Origin of the sequence: Proteus sp. NMG38-2, assembly GCF_020640995.1 — a bacterium.
Classification (GTDB): Bacteria; Pseudomonadota; Gammaproteobacteria; order Enterobacterales; family Enterobacteriaceae; genus Proteus.
The window spans coordinates 3,769,553-3,791,180 of sequence record NZ_CP085481.1; the positions used below are offsets into that span (position 1 = coordinate 3,769,553).

Consider the following 21,628-nt stretch of genomic DNA (forward strand, 5'->3'; position numbering starts at 1 on the left):
CATCAAGGGGCTTATGAGAGAGGCAACCTGAAGTAAATAACAAGAAAAAGAGCACACCAAAATCATTTTAGCCACAAGGATTGTGGCTATTTTTCTTTTTTATTCATCGCAAGGATAGGCATCTTGTAATGCGGCAATATAAACTAGCTCTATTGATGTATCTTTATATTTTTGCTTAGCAATAGGATATTTATCAAGATAAGCATCAATATGCTTTACCATAAAATCGCCATTTTGTATGACTTTTTTGGGTGGACAATAAAGTGGCTTAAAATCATTACCTTCATTATGCAATCTTACTGACACTGCATAAAAATTAAATCCATTCGCAATACCGTTCAGGTACGCTTGTGTCACCGATTCTAGTTGTTTATTAGAAGGATGATCTAAGGCTAATAATCGTTTTACCTCAAGATAACCGCTTAATGTTACTGCCTGCGAATACAGAGGGAATAGCAATAACATTCCTATTAACCCTTTTAATAACATTCCTTTTTTCATGCTAACTTTCTCTTTAGCCAATATAGATTTATTTCATTGTAGTCGGTTTATTGCATTAAGAATATGTGCAACGAATATATACATTGAAGATCTTTTAGAAGATCTCATTGTACAAATTAGACTCATCAATTTGTGATCGCAAACTCATTTAGGATGGTTTCTAAACTAATTAGTCGTTTTATACTTTACAAAGTAAATAAAACGGTGCATAACTATCAAACACAGACGATTTTATATAAAAAAAACATCTTTTAGTTTTGTTTCTAAACAAATGGAGTAGTAACGTGACACCGAACGTACCCAATACATTACGGCAAATGAATGCCTCGCTTGTATTAAATGTCATTCGTCATCAAGGTCCTTTGTCACGGGCTCAGATAGCCAAAATTAGCGGGATTACAAAAGCGACGGTGTCTGAAATTATTAACGATCTCCTTGAAGAAAAAATCGTTTATGAAAGTGGTGTCAGTTCGCCAGCAGGACAAGGCAGAAAAGGTATTTTAGTTAACTTCGATCCTCAACACAGTTTAGGTGTCAGCATTGATTTAGGCGGAACCAAAATCGCCTATGCGGTTTTTAACTTAGATGCCGAATTGTTGTATGAATATCAAGAGCCTACCTTTGATACTGACGATCGTAAGCACTTTATTACGCAATTTGCACAAAGTATTGAAAATGTGATCGAAAAAAGCGGCGTAGACCGTCAAAAGATCAATGTTATCGGTGTCGCCACACCAGGGATCATCGATATCAAAAATGGTGTTGTACTAGAGGGCTCTCCTAATTTACCTCAATGGGATAATTTGCCTTTAGCACAACAGCTTACAGAAAAACTCAATGTACCCGTTGTACTCGAAAATGATATTCGTGCAGCACTTGTGGGTGAAATGTGGAAAGGCCGTTGTCGTCATACACATAGTTGTGCGCTGATTGGTATCGGCACAGGATTAGGCTCCGCCTTGCTGATGGATGGAAAAGTTATCCGCGGTGCAAACAATGCAGCTGGTGAAATCGGCTACATGATGTTTGCGCGTGACCATCTCTTTCGCAATTGGCGTAACAAAGGATGCTTTGAAAGTTTCTGCTCTGGCTCAGGTTTAAGTGAGCGCATGGCAAACTTACGAGGAGAAAATCTTAGTGCAATTGAGATTATTCAAGCCTCACAACAAGGCGATCCTCTGGCTCAATCCTTAGTTGAGGAAATGGCAGATTATCTTGCTATTGGCATTATGAACTTAGTTGCCATTGCAAATCTGGAAAAAGTGGTATTAACAGGCGGGATCACTCGCTCTGCTGACACCTTTTTACCGCGTGTTCAGGCAAATCTAGATAGACATTTATTTGCTAACACCAAAGTGAATATCGAGCTGTCTGAATTATGGGAAAAAGGCCCGCTTTATGGCATTGCCATTCTTGCCTTGGCTACGGTTTATCCATCAATTCAATTTATGCCCGAGATCCAACTGAGATAACCCTAATAAAAAAGCACCTAAACGAGATGGGAGCAACTCATGGCAGGAATACATCTTCACCCACATGATATTTTAGACGAAGGTATGTCCGCTATACTTCAACGCCTTGATGGCATGAAGCATGTCGAGCATTTATTTGTCGAAATTAATACCATTTTTGAACGTAACCCTTACCCTGTTGGTGATTTACCTCATAACCCTATTCATAATGTGGTTATGGGAACAGGTACACTACACATCAACACTCATACTGATTTCCCTCGTCTGAGCCAACGTGTTGATCCAACCATTTTAGCGGGTGCCGATCCGCTAATGACGATAAAAAAAGCTACTGATGGCGGAAAATATAAAGTCATTCCATGGGCTAATATTCTTAATGGCGATTTCACCGGGGATGTAGAAAACAATCAGGTTGTGGATTTTAAAGGTCGCCCGCAAGCACATTGGCTCTGTCCTAACGCCCCTGATGTCGCTCAATTGTGGCAAAAGACATTCACAGCATTAAAACAAAACTACGGTTATGACACCTTTTTAATTGACAGAATTCGTTTCCCTGATTGGGCAGGTAAAGAAGTGAATCCAGCAGGATTATTTACCTGTTTTTGCCCTCACTGTGAAAAAAAAATGGTACAGCAAGGTTTACCTGTTAATGAGATCAAACAGCGTCTGGCGGCTTTAGCTGATTCATTGAAACAAGGGGATTTCGAAACACCTGTTAGTGCATTAAAAGAAGAACCTTTGTTAAAAGCGTGGCAAGTATTTCGCCAACAAAGTGTGACTCAATTAGTTGAAAAATTACTGTCTGATGCCAAACAAACTGCGGGTGGTATTACGTTATGGCTTGACTTATGGCCACCAGCTTATAGTTGGATCTTAGGTCAAAATTATCATGAATTAACCCGTTATTCTTCAACACTCAAACATTTCCCTTATCATAAATTAGGGGGAGGTGCAGATGTTCAAGGGTTAATTAATCATTTTGCCCATGATAACGAAAGCCAAGAGCGTGCATTTACTGCGTTCAAACGCTTATTTGAATTACCTTATGATATTTCATACGAAACCTTTAAACAGCAAGGTTTTCCTATTCACTTTGTTGCAGAACAAAATAATAAAGTTCGCCAGCTTTCACAGCCAAATACCTTTATTTATAGTGGTATTCAAATGTGGAATTTACCTGCCTCTCAATTAATTGAAGCGGTTATTGCAGCAGAAGAAAGTGCTTGTGATGACTTACTTTATTATTGCTATGGATGGGCAACTCAAGAATTATTTGATGCCATTGGCGAACACAATACACCTAACAATAACGCCTATAACAACACGATTAAAGAATAATACACCGCGGAAAATCAGGATAAAATTATGGCTAAACAACAAAAATGGAAAGTCTTTTTCCTTCTGTTTGTCACGATGTTTTTACTCGGTGGCATTCAAAATACAAAAGGGCTTATTCTCGAACAAGTTCAACATGATATTTCATTAAATATGAGCCAAGTTGGCTCATTAATTACCTTTTTCCAAATCGGTTTTTTAATTGCCAGTTTATTAACAGGCTATTTTACCGATAAGAAAGGGTTAAAAGTCATGATGTTTATTGGCTCACTGATGATGGCTGTTGGCTTAACAGGAACCAGCCTTGCTTTTAATGTGATGCTATTTTTTGGCTTTTATCTGGTTATTGGATTAGGTATTGGCTCGATGCTTGTCTCTATCGTGACCGTTATTCCGACTTTCTATAAAGAGAAAGCTGGCATGATGTTTAACGTCTCCAATGCAATGTTTGGCGTAGGGATGATTGTCACTCCACTAATTTTACAATATCTATTTTCACACTCTATTTCATGGCGTACTTTTTATGTAGGTGTTGCCGTTATTGTTGCGGTCATTATTCTCGTATTAAGTACATTAAAAATAGAAAACAGCGCACAAGTTGATATGAAATTCAGTGACTTTTTAGAGTTACTGACACAAAAATCGCTATTATTAGTTATCTTATTTATTACGCTGTATGTTGCTGCTGAAGCCGCTTTCTTAAACTTCTTCCCTATCTTCTATACCTCTATGGATATTGGAAATATGAGTAGCGCACAAAAAGCAGAAACCGCCGCTTACGTGATTTCTAGTTTTGCTTTCTTATTTACTATCGGTCGCTTTATTGGTGGCTTTATTAACCTTGCACTGGGTGATCGCAAAACATTGATTTTATTTTCACTGTTCTCGCTTATTGCCATTATTGTTAGCCGTATCTTTGTGCAAGATATTGTTTATCTGTTTATGGTATTTGGTTTTGCATTATCAGTGCTGTTTCCAACAGCCGCCGCTGTTGCCACAAAATTAACCAGCAAAAGTGGCTCAGTGATGGGATTGATTTATGTTGCTTCTGGATTGGGTGGTGCGTTAGCAGGTTCATTAATTGGCCAAGTATCAGAAAGCTATAATGTTTCTGTTGGCTTTAACCTCATTATCGTATTCGTCGCCCTCTTCTTTATCATTTCTCTGTTTATTAGAGAACAAAAACAATAACAACGACGTATTATGCCTCTGAAATTTTCCCCCTCTCTATGAGGGGGTTTTTATTTCTATCACCCTATCTTCGCAATCTATATTCTCTTTTATTCTGTTGATTTTTTCACCATCGCCCTAATAATAGTATTTATATTCACTGTTAAAATAGGAGAATATGATGGCAAGTGGATGGGCTAATGATAGTGCTGTTCAAGAGCAAATAGATGCCACCATTGATGATGCAATTGCAAGAGCTCGCAACCAAATGGCACATGGTGAAAGTGCAGAGTTTTGTGATGAATGTGGCGAGCCAATCTCCCCAGCTCGGCAAAAAGCCGTTCCTGGTGTACGTTATTGTTTAAACTGCCAAGACGCTATTGATAAAAAGAATAATGCCTTTAGTGGGTATAATCGCCGTGGTAGTAAAGATAGCCAACTCAGATAATCTGCAATTGTTATCATATAAAATAAAAACTGTACCTTAATACGAGTTTTCTCGATTAAAGTACAGTTTGTTTTATTTAATCAAACAATGATTTAATTAGATTTTCGCAGCCTTTTTTGAGCTCATATTTTGACTCATTTCGGTTAAAATCTTCATAAAATTGTCAATATGTGCACGTTCAGTATTTGGATTCATAAATACCGCTTTTTCACCTGGAAGATAAACGTAACGGTTATTTTTCGCATATTTTGAGCAAGCAATAGAATCTACCCAGTTAGTAAATAATCCGTCTCTACCACGTTGTAAGAAAAGTTTTCTATGCCACTGTGTGTTATGAACCATAAAGTCATATGCTTCTTTATCTGTAGAGCACGTTAACTCTAAATCAAAAGCAACATTAGGATCTTTCACTAGGTTTGGATCATACAGTTTAAAACCAACACTTGGGCCTTGGTTTTGCGGTACAATCACTTTCGCATTACCCATCTCTAACAACTGATGGCGCATGTAGTTCGCGTTTTGCAAACAGTGGGCAATAATGGTTTGGTAACCTTCAATCCCCATATAGTGCATTGCAGAATAAGCACCAAAGATACCCACACCACTACGTGTACATTCAATAGTAGATTGTAAGTGAGTCTGCCCTTCTAATTCATGCTCAAAATAGGTGAAGTTTTCTGGATCGTTTTCCAGTGCCACGAAGTCATTGCCATTTTTCACCAATACTAAACTTGAGGTATAAGGTACATAGCCCCATTTATGGAAGTCGATAGTAATGGAGTCGGCATATTTCAGATGTTTAAATTTCTCAACGTTCTGACGTAAGCCTTCTAAGGTAACATCATTAATTGCCAGTGGATTACTGCTGAAATCATATTCTAAGAAGAAGATAATAGGCCAGCCCACAGCGGCATCAACGTGAACATGAGGCTTAACAGGGATCTCGAACTCTTCACATAAGCGATCACGTAACTCACAAACCCCTTTCACATCATCCACACCAAAGGTGTCTGTTGTTCCTGTGGTTAACATGATAGTGGGTACTTTGCATTTAACAGTAAAGCACGCTCTTAACTCACGCTCTAAGTGTTCTAAATTAATGGTGTTATCTTCAGATACTTTAATACGGATAGTTTTGTTATCAACATCAACCCCCAACAGTGCAAGGTTAGTCATGTTTGAATAGTGACCACCTTGGGAGTTAATGATGCGATAATCTTGATCTGCTGCCATACCTAAATGTTTAGAATTAGGCATAGATTTGCGTAATCCAAAGAGATAACCATATAAGTTACACATGGTGCCGCCTTGAGTGAACACACCTGAGGCAACTTCAGGATCGTAACCAACCAATTTAGCGACTTTTTTTATCGTCACTTTTTCTAATGCATCAGCAACACCAGAATATTCGCAATACACCATGTTAGGGTTGCCCATTAACCCTAAGATTGAACCATAAACACCCGGATCACTTGGCATTGCAATCACGTTTTCAACAGCTAATGGATTTTCCCAGTTTTTACACAGAGTTGAAACTAACATGAGTAGCTCATTAGGATCGTTTTCTGGGTAATTAATATGTTGCTGGATTTGCGTATCCGCCATTAAACGTTCAAATATTTGTGGCCCATTAGAATAACGCTGTAATTGGTCATTATCATTAGTTGTGGTTTTTCTAAACTGTGTAATCGATTGGATTGTTTTATCCTGAAATATCGGCCAATACTTCGGATCTCGGCTGAAAAAGTGAGCAATAACGTCGTGGTATTTCTTCTCAAATTCCACGTTTAGAATGTTAGCAGAAGATAGACCTAATAAATCTTGATTTTTCACTATATTCTCCAAATAGAAACCGACAATAATTTAATTTAGTTGCATAGCAATACTATACATTTTCTAATTAAATTAGTTAGTGTTCTATGCGATAGCATCTATCTCATAGAACATAACAGGTTTAATAATATTTATTATTAATATCAACAAATTAAGTTGATACGGAAAGTTAAATTTACAGACGCAAATTTTTCATTAATATACTTATGTGACTGAGATCACAATGAAAATAGGACTATAAATAGAAACAATCACTAACAATACTATTAACTATTTGAAATATAATCAAAATACAATAATAACTAGCTAACCATATGATATCATTAGACTCTCAATTTAATTAATTGTATTAATCTGTTATTTCCGCAATTAGTACAGCTAAAATTACATTAAGTTCAGTTACCACCAATAAAATAAAACTAAAACACTGCTATATTTTCAACAATTAGCAAATTAATTCTAATTTTAACTATTATTAGGTACAAAATATGGGTTAAGGTTAAAATAGAGGGTAGTCACTAATGAAAATATAAAAAAGAAAATAATCACAGATAATAACCCTGCAAATAACAAAAATATTGGTTAAAAATAAAAGATAGTCACCCTGCTAAATAATCAGAATATTTACTCTACATCTTTTGCTTTTTTTGCCGATACTTAAAGTAATAAAGTAGGTAATTAACGGAGAAGACAATATGAAAGCACATATCACTGTTGCTGCTGTATTCGTATTATTATCCGCAAGTGTCTATGCTGAAGAATTTACCTGCCAACTTGAAAATGGTAAGTATGTCAGTGTATTTGCCGAACATGGGAATCCCCCTGTGTATCGCTATGGCACACTTGCTAAAACAGAGATCACACTACCAGTTCCTCAGCAACCTAATAATAATGTCTTTTATGGACATCAGATGTTTGTTGCTGGTGCATCGACTTATATTCGATTTAAGAATGGAAATTACAGCTACGTTGTTTATGACGGTGAAGGTAGAGGATGGAACTTTAACGGCGTGATTGTTTATAAAGACAATAATATTATTAGTAAAAAAGAGTGCAAAGATCCGTTAACCCCTAGCCTGAATAATCTAAAAAACTACGCTATTAAAATGGATCCTTATTTAGAAACGTATATTTATGCTCCATAGTTTTTAACTTTATTAATTAGACATAAAAAAACCCAATTTTTAAATTGGGTTTTTATTATTTAAATTGACGCTCTAATAATTAATATATTAAGCGCTCCCCTATAACTAATAGCTATATTAAAGAGAATAAATTAAATAATGATTTTAAGGCGTTGAGTTATCTAAATTTCAAAAAGGGCATCGCCGTGATAAGCGTTAAAATCCCATTTTCGCATAATAGTAATGACTTGCTGTATTACCCATTTTGAACCAATATCAAACTCATGTTCAATAGCGCAAGGTATTGCAATACCTGATTTTTTACATTTTATCGTAAAAGAAAAACCTTCTTCTTTTTCTAATATTTTCTGTAAATGATGCTTAATAAATTTTATAAATATAGTTCTAAGTTCATTTAAAGTAATTGGTGGGTTATTACGATTATCATTAAGTCGTTCGACTGCAAAATGGAATGATATTTTTAATTTAGCCCTATCTTCTTGAAGAATTTCATTAATATTTGCAACTAACTGATTTATTTCTTGCTCTGTTATCATATATAGGCAGCCGTGATCTCAGCGAGTTTCTTATTCAATTCTTCATCACTTGTTGCGGTAATCGTACCTACAAATTCCGTATGAGATAAAGTTCCTGTACGTACATCAAACTCATAATTATTAAATGAATCAACCACAACAAATACTTTTGTTATCGGGTTAAAAAAAGATGCACAATTTTGGGCTATGCACATATCAAAGTTCATATTACCCTCCTACTTTGCTATAAAAATGTAGGAATAGAGATCTTCAATCTCATTACCTATGTTATATAGGCTACAAAATACACTATTGATAGTCAAGAAAATAGATAGTGGCAAGCCCAAAAAATAACAACTAACCTATTGATATTAAGTATTTTATTTAAAACTTCTATTTATATTTTTGAGTAAATAGACATAAAAAAACCCAATTCGAAAATTGGGTTTTTATTATTTTTAAGCAACGAAATGTATTGATTAGTCTTCTAGTAACAGAACAGATTCTAATGCAATTTCAATCATTTCATTAAAGGTAGTTTGACGCTCTTCTGCTGTAGTCTGTGTACCTTTTTTGATGTGGTCAGATACAGTACAGATAGTCAGTGCTTTTGCGCCGTATTCCGCTGCAACACCGTAGATACCTGCAGCTTCCATTTCAACACCTAGGATGCCGTATTTTTCCATCACATCAAACATTTCTGGATCTGGAGAATAGAACAGATCAGCAGAGAAGATATTACCTACGCGAACTTTAATGTCTTTCGCTTTTGCTGCATCAACAGCATTTTGAACTAATTGGTAATCTGCAATAGCTGCAAAATCTTGGTCTTTGAAACGCAGACGGTTAACTTTAGAGTCTGTACATGCACCCATACCGATAACAACATCACGTAATTCAACATCTGGTAATACTGCACCACATGAACCCACACGGATAATCACTTTTACGCCAAAATCAGTAATTAATTCTTTTGCGTAAATTGAGCAGGAAGGAATACCCATACCGTGGCCCATTACAGAAACTTTACGGCCTTTATACGTACCTGTAAAACCTAACATACCACGAACATTGTTTACTTGACGGACATCTTGTAAAAAAGTTTCAGCGATGTATTTAGCGCGAAGCGGGTCGCCCGGCATTAAAACGACATCAGCAAAATCGCCCATTTCTGCGTTAATATGAGGGGTAGCCATAATTCTTCCTTTTAATTGATCTTTTTACTATTCAAATATCATTCAGTAGGCATATTGCTATACCTACCGAAGTTAAATTAAAACATTGCTTTACCGTAATCGACTGGAGACACACCGAAGTATTTAACAACAGTTTGGCCGATATCAGCGAAGGTTTCACGATGACCTAATGAACCTGGTTTAACTTTTGGACCATAAACAAGAACAGGAATGTGCTCACGAGTATGATCAGAACCTGGCCAAGTTGGGTCACAACCGTGGTCTGCTGTTAAGATAAGAATGTCATCTTCTTTTACCAGTTCCATTAGTTCTGGTAAGCGACGGTCGAATAATTCCAGTGCTTCACCATAACCGACAACATCACGACGGTGGCCGTAAGAGGAGTCGAAGTCAACAAAGTTGGTGAAAACGATTGTGTTATCGCCCGCGAGTTTCATTTCTTCAAGTGTTGCATCAAACAGTGCATCAATACCTGTTGCTTTCACTTTTTTAGTGATACCTACGTTTGCGTAGATATCAGCAATTTTACCGATAGAAACAACATGACCTTGTTTTTCATCAACCAGTTTTTTCAACATAGTTGGTGCTGGTGGCTCTACGGCTAAATCATGACGATTACCTGTACGGGCGAAGTTACCTGGTTTATCACCAATAAATGGACGCGCAATAACACGACCAATGTTGTAATCACCTTTGTTTAGTTCATCACGAGCAATTTCACACAGCTCATATAATTCGTCTAAACCGTAAGTTTCTTCATGACATGCAATTTGGAATACAGAGTCAGCAGAAGTATAGAAAATCGGTTTGCCGGTTTTCATGTGTTCTTCGCCAAGCTCATCCAAAATAACTGTACCAGATGCGTGACAGTTGCCTAAGTACCCAGGTAATTTTGCACGTTTAACGATATTTTCTAGCAGTTCTTGTGGGAATGAGTTTTTCAACTCTTTAAAGTATCCCCAATCAAACAGAACAGGAACACCTGCAATTTCCCAGTGGCCTGACGGAGTATCTTTGCCAGAAGAGATTTCACTCGCGTAGCCATAAGCACCGATGATATCTGCGTTTTTATCTAAACCAATAGGGAATTTACCTGTTGATTCTTCAGCGGCTTTACCTAAACCTAAACGGCAAAGATTTGGCAAATGAAGTGGGCCTTTACGACCTTCTTTATCTGCTTTACCGTCAGCAAACGCTTGTGCGATATGCCCTAAAGTATCTGAACCTTGGTCACCGAATTTCTCTGCATCACCAGCAGCACCGATACCGAAGGAATCTAATACCATGATATGTACACGTTTCATAATTCTCTCTCCTGTGTCATTCTCCGTAGACCACGGATATGTCACTTATAAATCGTAATTGAGTTCTTATTCGCTGATTTGACGGTACACCATTGGTGAGGCTTCACGTTTGCTATCACCAATTACCATCGCTTTACGGACTTCAGCCGCAGCTTCTTGCCATGATTTTTCACTGTTAGCATGGATCATCGCTAACGGAGTGTCTGTATTGATTTCAGCACCAAGCGCTACGATGTCGCTTAATCCCACACTATAATCAATTGCATCAGTGGCTTTACGACGACCACCACCTAATGTCACAACAGACATACCTAATGCACGCGTATCCATTTCTGTGATAAACCCAGCTTTCTCAGCAAATACAGGTTTACTTAATACCGCAGTTGGCAGGTATTTATTGTAGTTTTCAACAAAATCAGATGGGCCTTTCTGTGCTGCAACCATACGACCAAAGACTTCTGCCGCTTTACCGTTATCCAACACATCTTGCAGTTTTTGACGAGCCTGTTGACGATCATCCGCTAAACGGCCTGATACTAACATTTCAACACACAGCGCCATAGTAACTTCAAATAGACGTGGATTACGGTATTCACCAGTTAAGAATTGAACGGCTTCACGAACTTCGACAGCATTACCTGCGCTAGAAGCTAGAACTTCATTCATATCCGTTAACAGTGCTGTAGTTTGACAGCCTGCGCCATTTGCTACTTGAACAATAGACTCAGCCAGCTCTTCAGATTTCTGATAAGTCGGCATAAAGGCACCCGATCCCACTTTAACGTCCATCACTAATGCATCTAAGCCTTCGGCTAATTTTTTACCTAGAATAGAGGCTGTGATAAGAGGGATTGAATCAACTGTAGCAGTAATATCACGGGTAGCATAAAAGCGTTTATCAGCAGGTGCTAATGAATTAGTCTGTCCGATAATAGCAACACCCACGTTACGAATAATATCGCGGAATTTCTCATCATCAGGGAAGATATCGAAACCTGGAATAGCTTCGAGTTTATCTAATGTTCCACCTGTATGACCTAATCCACGACCTGAAATCATAGGAACATAACCGCCACACGCGGCAACCATTGGCCCTAACATCAGTGAAGTGACATCACCCACACCACCTGTTGAGTGTTTATCAACAATTGGACCGTTTAAATTTAGGCTTTTCCAGTTCAGTACTGTACCGGAATCACGCATAGCTAATGTCAGAGCAACACGCTCAGGCATCGTCATATCGTGGAAATAAATAGTCATTGCTAATGCAGCAATTTGACCTTCAGAAACAGTATTATCTCTGACACCGTTAATGAAAAAACGAATTTCTTCCTCTGTTAAAGGATGACCATCACGTTTTTTACGAATAATCTCTTGGGCAAGAAACACTGCAACCTCCTGGCTTTATAGCATTGATAACGCCCACAATAAAACGTGGGCGTATTACACGAATGGATTAGTAACCACTAGACGATTTTTGCTCGCCATGACCTAAAGTGGCTAGTAAATTACCTAACAAGCTTGATGCGCCAAAACGGAAGTGACGGGCATCAACCCAGTTGTCACCCATAATGCGGTTAGCTAATGCTAGATATTGAGCAGCTTCTTCAGCGGTACGAACACCACCTGCAGGTTTAAAACCAACTTCTTTGCCAACACCCATATCGTGGATCACTTGGATCATTAACTCAGCGCTTTCCAGTGTTGCATTTACAGGTACTTTACCTGTGGAAGTTTTAATAAAGTCAGCACCCGCTTTGATTGAAATTTCAGAGGCTTTACGGATAAGAGCAGGATCTTTCAGCTCACCCGTTTCAATGATGACTTTCAATAAAGAACCTGCTTCTGCGCAAGCTTCTTTACATGCTTTAACGATATCAAAACCGATTTGCTCGTTACCTGCCATTAATGCACGGTAAGGGAAAACTACGTCAACCTCATCTGCGCCATAAGCTAATGCCGCATTGGTTTCAGCTAATGCGATATCTAAATCATCATTACCATGAGGGAAGTTAGTTACGGTTGCGATACGGACTTCTGGTGTACCCTGTTCGCGTAACACTTTACGTGCTAACGGAATAAAGCGTGGGTAGATACAAATAGCGGCTGTATTGCCTTCTGGGCTTTTAGCCTGATGACATAACGCAGTCACTTTTGCATCAGTGTCATCATCATTTAATGTAGTTAAATCCATCAAAGACAGCGCAAGGCGCGCTGCAGCGGTTAAATCTGTCATAAAACTCTCCAACGATGTTTCTTAAGCCCTTTTGGGCATACGCTTAAGGTTAGCGATTAAATTTGTTGGCGAGCGGACTTGGTTCCTTGAAGATGTTGTTGTAACTAGTGCTACAACGACAGCTGAGCTCCCTCTCACCGCGCTATGCTCACTTCGGCGACCCGTCATTGAGCCTTCGCCATTCCATGAAGTTTCAGCACATCTTATTTGAACACGCTAAGGAACAATTAGATGTGCTTTACGTCACACTAATCAAATGTAACTTGCAAGCAATGACATAAAAATGTGATTGATATCACAATCAGGTCATTTTCTGGTTTAATGTTACTTGAATACCGTTTTTAAGTCGTCTTTATAACGCAAGAAAAGTGTAATACACATTAAATGACAACCTTTGTGACCATATTCAATACAATCTGCGAAATATCTCACACAATAAAAGTAGTTAACATTACAACAGAAAACAAACATAAAAGAGCAGATAGGTAAAATACCCATCTGCTCTTTACAATTAAATCAATTAAGCGGCAACAACTGCCATTGCCGTTAATGCAAAGAAGAATCCTGCAATTGTTGCACTCATTAAGTTAGAGAGTGTACCAGCTAGCACAGCTTTCATTCCTAAACGAGCCACATCTTTACGACGGTTTGGCGCCATTCCACCTAAACCACCTAGCAGTACAGCAACAGAAGATAGGTTAGCAAAACCACATAATGCAAAGGAGATAATAACCTTCGTTTGAGCAGATAATACTACTAATCCAGAACCTGCAACTAATGCATCCTCTTTTAGGTATTTACTAAATTCAGAGTAAGCATAGAACTCATTGATAACAATTTTTTGTCCAATAAATGAGCCGGCAATGGTTGCCTCACTCCAAGGTACACCAATCAAGAAGGCAATTGGTGCAAATACCCAACCTAGCACCAGTTCTAATGAGAAATTCTCATAGCCAAACCAGCCACCAATGCCACCAAGAATACCATTGACTAATGCAATCAAGGCGACGAAAGCAAGCAACATGGCACCTACGTTTAGGGCAAGCTGTAGACCAGAAGATGCGCCCGCAGCTGCGGCATCGATAATATTGGCTGGTTTTTCGTCATCTGCCATTTTATCAAGCGCGTCTTTTTGATCGTCTGGCGTTTCTGTTTCAGGGATCAACAATTTAGCAAAGAGTAAACCACCTGGCGCCGCCATAAAGGATGCGGTGATCAAATACTCTAATGGCACACCCATGCTGGCATACCCAGCAAGCACTGAACCCGCAACAGAAGCTAAACCACCACACATAACAGCAAAGAGTTCAGAGGTTGTCATTCTTGCAATATAAGGGCGAACAACAAGTGGGGCTTCTGTTTGTCCAACGAAAATATTTGCAGTGGCAGACATAGATTCTGTTCGTGATGTGCCAAGTACTTTTTGTAAGCCACCACCGAGAATTTTAATGACAATTTGCATAATGCCAAGGTAATACAGCACTGCAATGAGTGAAGAGAAGAACACGATAACAGGCAGTACGCGTAGGGCGAATACGAAACCGCCACCACCAAACAACTCGAACATTTTATCTGATACTAGGCCTGCAAATAGGAAGCTCATCCCGTTATTGCCGTAATCAATTACATTCTTGACGCCATCAGAAACCGCAAGAAGTACCTCGCGACCACCGTCGGAATAAAGAACAAATGCACCTAAGCCAATCTGAATAAGGAATGCGCCACCAACTGTACGTAGTCTAATTGCACGTCGATTGCTGGAAAACAGAATGGCTATCAAAATTAATGTTGCCATTCCGACCAAGCTCATAATGAGTTGCATTGAAGGATCCCTGTTCATATAAAAATTTAATGGATTATCAATAACGCTCTAGTCAGAGCTTATTGACTCTTTTTGCCGGATAATTATACCTAGTCTAAGAAAAGAACCCTCAACATCCATCACAAATAGAATCTGAAAAAAGTAACAAAAAGGTCACAAATGAGAAGCAGATCACATAAAAAGAGAGGGAAACGCATTTATTGAATAGGTTGAATAAAGGGAAAACATCATATGATTAACAATCCTTGTATTCAATCTTAGACAATAAAGTTAAATAAACACCTTATTCATATAAATAAGATTAAATTAAAATGAATTTTTAATCGTAGAATGAATCAATTCAACAACTAGGCATTATCTGTTAACCGAAATAATTGTAGGCTATTAAGATAGAGTTGCTGTGCAATTACCTCAGAGGGTTCTTGACGTAGCTCACAGAGTTGGGAAAAAACATATTGAATACGCTCAGGCCGATTAGGCTCACCTTGGAAACCACTCACTGGCATATCAGGAGCATCTGTTTCTAGTAATAGCGATTCGAGTGGCAATGAAGCAATTGCTCGGCGTGTCTTTTGTGCTCGTTCATAAGTAATCGTACCACCAACACCAATAAAATAACCTTGCTGAATAAATTTTTCAGCTTGTTGCTGGCTTCCTGCAAAACCGTGTACAACCCCTTTACGCGGAACATCATAACGACGTAACAGCGCACTTAACTTATCGTGAGTTTTACGTGAGTGTAAAATCACGGGTAAATCAAACTTAGCTGCTAATTTAAGTTGTGCAATTAAAAAGCGTTCCTGCTTTTCTGGTTGCGGGTTATCCATATAGTCATCAAGCCCTATTTCTCCGATAGCAACACAACGAGGATCTATTTTTAGTTTCTGTTCTAATTCAATGAGATGCTGCTCTTTATGCTCTTCAATATATAAAGGATGTAATCCTAATGCGCTATATAATTGAGGATATTCATTTGATAACTCAGTCACCACATCAAAATTCCAACGAGCAACTGCAGGAATAATAATTTTTTTAACTTGCGCTTGATGCGCTAAAGATAAGCTATTCTCAATATCATTATAAAAAACAGGAAAATCAAAATGACAGTGAGTATCAATAAATTTATTCATTCTTAAACCTGCCTTACATCAGGATGCACGCTTCTTGTTCCTTGTTGAATAATAGAAGCATCCTCCGCTTTATCCGCCTTTGCTTCTTGCTCAAATAGGCTAAAGATTTTTTTATCATGCTGTTTGAATTTTTTCTTAGAAAAATGCTGACCTATTGTCGCTAAAAAATAGCGTCCACAACGCCTACCTACATGATAATCATGATTTAATGCATTTAAACGACTACCTAATGCACTTGATTGTAACGTCGTTGGTGGATAGATTTCGATAACCACAACATCTTCTGGAGGCGATTGAATAAATTTAAGTGTTTCGGTATAGGTTTCAATATGAACTTGAGCCATCGCCATAAAACGTTGTAAACGGCTATTTTCGAACCATTTACCCATACGATCGACCCACTCAGTGGTATATTGATATTCAGAAGGCACCGTACGCACAACAACAATAGTACGACAACCCCGCCGATAAGCTTCCCTGACAGGAATAGCATCACTTATTCCGCCATCATGATAGACAACATCATGGAATAAAACACCATTACGATAAAAAGCAGGAATTGCACTAGATGCTTTGATGATATCAAGCCAAGTTGGCTCATCTGGTTGAAAATAATTTGCTTGGAAATTATCAGAACGACTGGCTACCATATAAAATTCACGGCCAGTATCAAAACGCCGTAATGCTGTTGGCATATCAAGAGGCATTTCTTTTGCTGTCGTTTCTATATACCAATCTAAATCTAATAAATTACCGCCACGGACAAATCGGATAGGATTAAAAAATTGGTTATTAGTTGTATAACGATTAATAATTTTACGCGCATAGCCACGCTGACCACAGGCAAAAGCGGATAAATTTTGTGCGCCCGCAGACACCCCAAGCAAAATATCGAAGGGATCAAATTGTGAACGCATAAATTCATCAAGAACACCGGCGGTAAAGATCCCACGTTGACCTCCACCTTCACAGACTAAAGCGACTTTACCTTGTGGTAGAGATGATTGAAATTCGAGTGCTGTAATATTATTTAATGTGACAGGTATATACTTCCCCATAATGTCTCCTTTATACAACTTAACAAAGGATACCCGCACATTTTTTCGGCGTCATTATTTTTACGTATTCATACAAATAAAAAACAACGTATCTTAATTTAAGATCGAATATTTACTGAAGAATCAACACTTTTTACACCTTCTACTTTTTCAATAATTTGCATAATTTGCGCTTCTTGCTCTTTATTCTTAACAAAGCCTGTCACAAATACATGACCAAATTCTGTACGAATAGAAAGCGATTCACTATCAATGCTTTCGATCGGCAATAATGTGTCTTTAATTTTTGTAGAAATCGCGGTATCGCTGATAGCGTAACCTGTGTTATTCGTTCCACTATTAATTTCGCTATACCATGATGTTTCAGCTGATGCTCCCATACTGACAAAAGCAAGCCCCATGGACATAAATAATGCTAATTTAAACGTTTTATATTGTTTCATTGCTCTCCCCTTAATCACAATAACTGAGTTAGGAAATGTGTGTGTTTTAATATCTTTATTTTTATGAAGTACTACAAAAAATTAACAAATTAAGTTATTACACTAATAAGCTATTAGTATTAAATAAAGCAAAAAATAGCAAATAAAGACTAATCCTAATAATTTTATTCTAATAATAACCAATAAAACTATAAAAAATTTTACATAAATTTATAAATAAGTGTAAAAACAGATATCATGTTAACAGAAATAAAAAAGAGTAATTCCAAATATAGAAGGGCTTTTTGGTAGGATATTAGGGATATGCAGAGTAGATTTAACAAAGAAAAACGAAGAAACAAAAAAGGCTATATTAAAAAATATAGCCTTTTCATTAGATTACATACTCTAAATAATTCGAGTTGCAACTGTAAGTATGACAATACCATTACTCTAAATAATTCAAGTTACAACTGTAAGTATGCCAATACCATTACTCTAAATAATTCGAGTTACAACTGTAAGTATGCCAATACCATTACTCTAAATAATTCAAGTTACAACTGTAAGTATGCCAATACCATTACTCTAAATAATTCAAGTTACAACTGTAAGTATGCCAATACCATTACTCTAAATAATTCAAGTTACAACTGTAAGTATGCCAATACCATTACTCTAAATAATTCAAGTTGCAACTAGGCGACAAGTAAATGAGTCGCTAGGAACATACACAAGTATGTGACTAGTGCGAATGAACGTAGTCAACAACGTTGCAGCTTGAAGTATGACGAGTAAATGAGTCGCTAGGAACATACACAAGTATGTGACTAATGCGAATGAACGTAGTCAACAACGCTACACCTTGAAGTATGACGAGTAAGACGAGTATTAGTGTTCACGAGTCTGATGAAACTCAACATCAGGATAACGTTCACGCGTTAAATTCAAGTTCACCATCGTTGGTGCGATATACGTTAAGTTATCACCACCATCTAGTGCCAAGTTTTGTTCATTTTTACGTTTAAATTCTTCGAGTTTCTTCTCGTTATCACACTCAACCCAGCGTGCCGTTGAAACGTTAACAGATTCATAAATCGCTTCAACGTTATATTCACTCTTAAGTCTTGCAACAACCACATCAAACTGAAGTACACCGACCGCACCAACGATTAAATCGTTATTAGCCAATGGTCTAAAGACTTGTACCGCACCTTCTTCTGATAACTGTACCAATCCTTTAAGTAACTGTTTCTGTTTTAACGGATCACGTAAACGAATACGGCGGAATAACTCTGGCGCAAAGTTAGGAATACCCGTGAATTTCAGAATTTCACCTTGCGTAAAAGTATCACCAATCTGAATGGTACCATGGTTATGAAGACCAATAATATCGCCAGGGTAAGCATGTTCAACGTGAGAACGATCGCCTGCCATAAAGGTTAATGCATCTGAAATCACCACATCTTTTTTGATTCGGACTTGATGTAATTTCATACCTTTATCATACATACCGGATACAACACGTAAAAATGCGACACGGTCGCGGTGCTTAGGGTCCATATTTGCTTGGATTTTAAAAACAAAGCCAGTGAACGTTTCTTCATTAGCTGTAACTTGGCGCATATCTGTTTGGCGAGGCATTGGTGCTGGCGCCCATTTTACAAGGCCATCAAGCATGTGGTTAACACCAAAGTTACCTAATGCTGTACCAAAGAACACAGGTGTTAATTCACCTGCTAAAAAGGCTTCATGATCAAATTCATGAGATGCGCCTAATACTAGCTCTAACTCGTCACGTAATTGGCTTGCTAAATCATCACCTATCGCTTCATCAAGCTCTGGGTTATCTAATCCTTTGATGACACGAGAATCTTGGATAGTGTGGCCTTGGCCTGTTTGATAAAGATAAGTTTCATCTTTCAGAATGTGATAAACCCCTTTAAAAAGTTTTCCACAACCGATAGGCCAAGTAACAGGACTGCAAGCAATTTTTAGCTCAGTTTCAACTTCGTCCATGACTTCCATTGGGTCACGAATATCACGGTCGAGTTTATTCATAAAAGTCAGAATTGGAGTGTCACGTAAACGTGTTACTTCCATTAACTTACGTGTACGATCTTCAACCCCTTTAGAAGAGTCAATCACCATTAAACAGCAGTCAACAGCCGTTAAAGTACGATAGGTATCTTCAGAGAAGTCTTCATGCCCTGGGGTATCGAGTAAGTTAACTAGACAATCAGCATAAGGGAATTGCATAACTGAGGTTGTAATAGAAATACCACGTTGTTTTTCCATTTCCATCCAGTCAGATTTTGCATGCTGATTTGAACCACGTCCTTTTACGGTTCCTGCACGTTGAATCGCTTGTCCGAATAACAACACTTTTTCAGTGATAGTTGTTTTACCCGCATCGGGGTGGGAAATAATGGCAAAAGTTCTACGACGAGCAACTTCTTGCTGAAAAATAGGATTAGACATCAATGGTGATCTTCTGGTTGATAGGCGAGTGAATGTAAGGCACTGATATATTTATATAACTAATAATTAAAGTGACTATAAAGACATTCAACCCGCAAGTTAATCTTAATTGGCGCTTATTTTCGCCTATCTTGTCTGTATAAACAATCAATGGTTACTATTTTATCTGCTTGAGGGAGTGATGCCTAGTGTTTGAAAAAATTAATCATATCTATTGCTTTATAGAGCAACGTTGTTTCATTGATACTCCCAAGACAACTATTTTACTAAGAATTCTATAAACTGGCTTTATGAGCTACTAATAAAGCCAAGAATTAGCCTATTTATTTTAGGTTAAAAGCGGGATTGAATATAATATTTAAAATAAATGTACATTTATTTTAATTTTAATTCTGTATATTTAGAGACTAATCACTTTATTTAAAACAAAACCAAATACTCGATTTACTTATTTTATATATCGTTCACTATTTTAACACCGTTATAATCACATTAACCTCACAATGAAAGCATGACAAAAGTGAAATTAACTTGATAAATTTCCATTAAGTAAAAATAAAGATAAATTTTAAATGAAATCAATAAAAAATAAAATTCAATCACTCCGTATAAAATAAAAAAACGCCCAAAAAAAGGCGCTTTAAATTTAACTTAAATAAAGATTTAATTAGAAAGAAATAGGATAAGCCATGATAATCGCATCTTCATTTCCCGTTTTTGTTGGGTAATAGTTTTTGCGTTTTGAAACAAAATTAAATCCTATAGATTCATAGAGATTGAACGCTTTTTCATTAGATTCTCGTACCTCTAACCACAAGGTAGTGATATTTTTTTTCTCAAGTGTTTCAATCAGTTCCAATAAAAGTGCCTTACCGTAACCTTTCCCCTGATAATCAGGATGGATTGCAATATTAAAAAGTGTTGCCTCATCTAATATTAATTGCGTAATTGCAAAACCTACAATAATATTATCAATGCAAATTTTCAGATTAAAATAATGACTTCCTTGGTTACTATAAAATGTTTCTTCACTCCAAGGGAATGAATGACTTAATTTTTCTATTTGCCATGCTAAAGGTAAATCAGCAGGGTTTAAGGGTGAAATGGTCTTCATATTGATAGATTTGTTTCCAAAGATCGCGTTTTGCATCGGCATCAAAATATAATTGATGCAATGAAGGGCTTCTCAAAGAAGTATATTCAGAGGGAAGAATGAGATCAGTGCCTAATAACCAGCAGGGAAGATCAAATGATTCTGTGAGCATGCTCACATCGTCTGTTGTAATACAATAGATTTCGTTTTTATCTATCCCCATGGCGCTAAAAATATCAGAGAAAAGCCCGTTATTTAGATCAACGGTATCATCAGTAATGATAAGTAAACGTGTTGTATCCGGAAATTGAACAGAATGCTCGCCTTTTAACACTGCGGGCTTACGAAGTACCCACTGACGAATTCCTAGTTGGGATAACATTCTGTCTTTACGGCTCATTATGCTTACCTATCAAGTGTAGAACAACGGTACATAGTATCAGAGGGCATAAACTACGCCAATAAAT

General features: G+C 37.4%; 20 protein-coding genes. 5 read left to right on the top strand and 15 right to left on the bottom strand.

Going from position 1 to position 21,628, the window contains the following annotated elements; all coding sequences use genetic code 11:
- Positions 1-99 precede the first annotated feature (99 nt).
- Positions 100-501 carry a hypothetical protein gene (locus tag LG402_RS17790; protein WP_166540073.1) on the bottom strand — a complete coding sequence of 134 codons (402 nt, stop codon included), beginning with the start codon at positions 499-501 and terminating at the stop codon, positions 100-102.
- 284 nt (positions 502-785) lie between these two features.
- Between LG402_RS17790 and LG402_RS17795 the strand changes: the two genes are divergently transcribed.
- The 4 genes from LG402_RS17795 (at position 786) to LG402_RS17810 (ending at position 4,926) form a co-directional block, all read left to right on the top strand.
- Positions 786-1,973 carry an ROK family transcriptional regulator gene (locus LG402_RS17795; RefSeq protein WP_227336065.1) on the top strand — a complete coding sequence of 396 codons (1,188 nt, stop codon included), beginning with the start codon at positions 786-788 and terminating at the stop codon, positions 1,971-1,973.
- A gap of 39 nt (positions 1,974-2,012) precedes the next feature.
- Positions 2,013-3,311, top strand: a complete 1,299-nt coding sequence (locus LG402_RS17800; protein ID WP_166540074.1) for a hypothetical protein — start codon at positions 2,013-2,015, stop codon at positions 3,309-3,311.
- 27 nt (positions 3,312-3,338) lie between these two features.
- The gene (locus LG402_RS17805) at positions 3,339-4,499 is read left to right on the top strand and encodes an MFS transporter (RefSeq protein ID WP_072068996.1); all 1,161 of its coding nucleotides are present in this window, start codon (positions 3,339-3,341) and stop codon (positions 4,497-4,499) included.
- 160 nt (positions 4,500-4,659) lie between these two features.
- Positions 4,660-4,926: a DksA/TraR family C4-type zinc finger protein gene (locus LG402_RS17810; protein WP_166540075.1), complete on the top strand. Its 267-nt coding sequence runs from the start codon at positions 4,660-4,662 to the stop codon at positions 4,924-4,926.
- 96 nt (positions 4,927-5,022) lie between these two features.
- On the opposite strand, the gene LG402_RS17815 is transcribed toward LG402_RS17810, so the two are convergent.
- Positions 5,023-6,759 (bottom strand): pyridoxal phosphate-dependent decarboxylase family protein, encoded by a 1,737-nt coding sequence (locus LG402_RS17815; RefSeq protein ID WP_227336066.1) that lies wholly within the window; start codon positions 6,757-6,759, stop codon positions 5,023-5,025.
- 695 nt (positions 6,760-7,454) lie between these two features.
- Between LG402_RS17815 and LG402_RS17820 the strand changes: the two genes are divergently transcribed.
- A complete protein-coding gene (locus LG402_RS17820; protein WP_109410044.1) occupies positions 7,455-7,904 on the top strand; it encodes a hypothetical protein in 450 nt (149 codons plus the stop codon).
- 161 nt (positions 7,905-8,065) lie between these two features.
- Here the strand turns inward: LG402_RS17820 and LG402_RS17825 are convergent, their stop codons facing one another.
- The 13 genes from LG402_RS17825 to LG402_RS17885 all read right to left on the bottom strand — a co-directional run bounded on the left by LG402_RS17825 (position 8,066) and on the right by LG402_RS17885 (position 21,561).
- Complete coding sequence (locus LG402_RS17825; RefSeq protein WP_166540077.1) at positions 8,066-8,440, bottom strand: hypothetical protein; 375 nt, start codon at positions 8,438-8,440, stop codon at positions 8,066-8,068.
- Positions 8,437-8,646 carry a hypothetical protein gene (locus LG402_RS17830; RefSeq protein ID WP_109410045.1) on the bottom strand — a complete coding sequence of 70 codons (210 nt, stop codon included), beginning with the start codon at positions 8,644-8,646 and terminating at the stop codon, positions 8,437-8,439. Before LG402_RS17830 ends, LG402_RS17825 begins: the two co-directional genes overlap by 4 nt.
- Positions 8,647-8,898: 252 nt before the next feature.
- Positions 8,899-9,615, bottom strand: coding sequence for a purine-nucleoside phosphorylase (gene deoD / locus LG402_RS17835; protein WP_036934279.1), 717 nt, complete (start codon positions 9,613-9,615; stop codon positions 8,899-8,901).
- Between the two features lie 77 nt (positions 9,616-9,692).
- The gene (gene deoB / locus LG402_RS17840; protein WP_166540078.1) at positions 9,693-10,919 is read right to left on the bottom strand and encodes a phosphopentomutase; all 1,227 of its coding nucleotides are present in this window, start codon (positions 10,917-10,919) and stop codon (positions 9,693-9,695) included.
- Positions 10,920-10,985: 66 nt separating this feature from the next.
- Entirely contained in the window at positions 10,986-12,308 is a 1,323-nt protein-coding gene (gene deoA / locus LG402_RS17845) for a thymidine phosphorylase (protein ID WP_006536108.1), read from the bottom strand.
- Positions 12,309-12,375: 67 nt separating this feature from the next.
- Complete coding sequence (gene deoC / locus LG402_RS17850; RefSeq protein WP_072069002.1) at positions 12,376-13,155, bottom strand: deoxyribose-phosphate aldolase; 780 nt, start codon at positions 13,153-13,155, stop codon at positions 12,376-12,378.
- A gap of 520 nt (positions 13,156-13,675) precedes the next feature.
- Positions 13,676-14,977 (bottom strand): NupC/NupG family nucleoside CNT transporter, encoded by a 1,302-nt coding sequence (locus LG402_RS17855; protein WP_109410046.1) that lies wholly within the window; start codon positions 14,975-14,977, stop codon positions 13,676-13,678.
- Positions 14,978-15,324: 347 nt separating this feature from the next.
- Positions 15,325-16,107, bottom strand: a complete 783-nt coding sequence (locus LG402_RS17860) for a TatD family hydrolase (RefSeq protein WP_227336067.1) — start codon at positions 16,105-16,107, stop codon at positions 15,325-15,327.
- 2 nt (positions 16,108-16,109) lie between these two features.
- Complete coding sequence (locus tag LG402_RS17865; RefSeq protein ID WP_109410048.1) at positions 16,110-17,165, bottom strand: patatin family protein; 1,056 nt, start codon at positions 17,163-17,165, stop codon at positions 16,110-16,112.
- Between the two features lie 98 nt (positions 17,166-17,263).
- Positions 17,264-17,608: a BON domain-containing protein gene (locus LG402_RS17870; protein ID WP_227336068.1), complete on the bottom strand. Its 345-nt coding sequence runs from the start codon at positions 17,606-17,608 to the stop codon at positions 17,264-17,266.
- Positions 17,609-18,478: 870 nt separating this feature from the next.
- Complete coding sequence (gene prfC / locus LG402_RS17875) at positions 18,479-20,068, bottom strand: peptide chain release factor 3 (protein ID WP_072069007.1); 1,590 nt, start codon at positions 20,066-20,068, stop codon at positions 18,479-18,481.
- Positions 20,069-20,735: 667 nt separating this feature from the next.
- Entirely contained in the window at positions 20,736-21,182 is a 447-nt protein-coding gene (gene rimI / locus LG402_RS17880; RefSeq protein WP_151436106.1) for a ribosomal protein S18-alanine N-acetyltransferase, read from the bottom strand.
- Entirely contained in the window at positions 21,151-21,561 is a 411-nt protein-coding gene (locus tag LG402_RS17885) for a DNA polymerase III subunit psi (RefSeq protein WP_072069009.1), read from the bottom strand. The genes rimI and LG402_RS17885 overlap by 32 nt, the downstream gene beginning before the upstream one ends.
- Between the last annotated feature and the right edge of the window lie 67 nt (positions 21,562-21,628).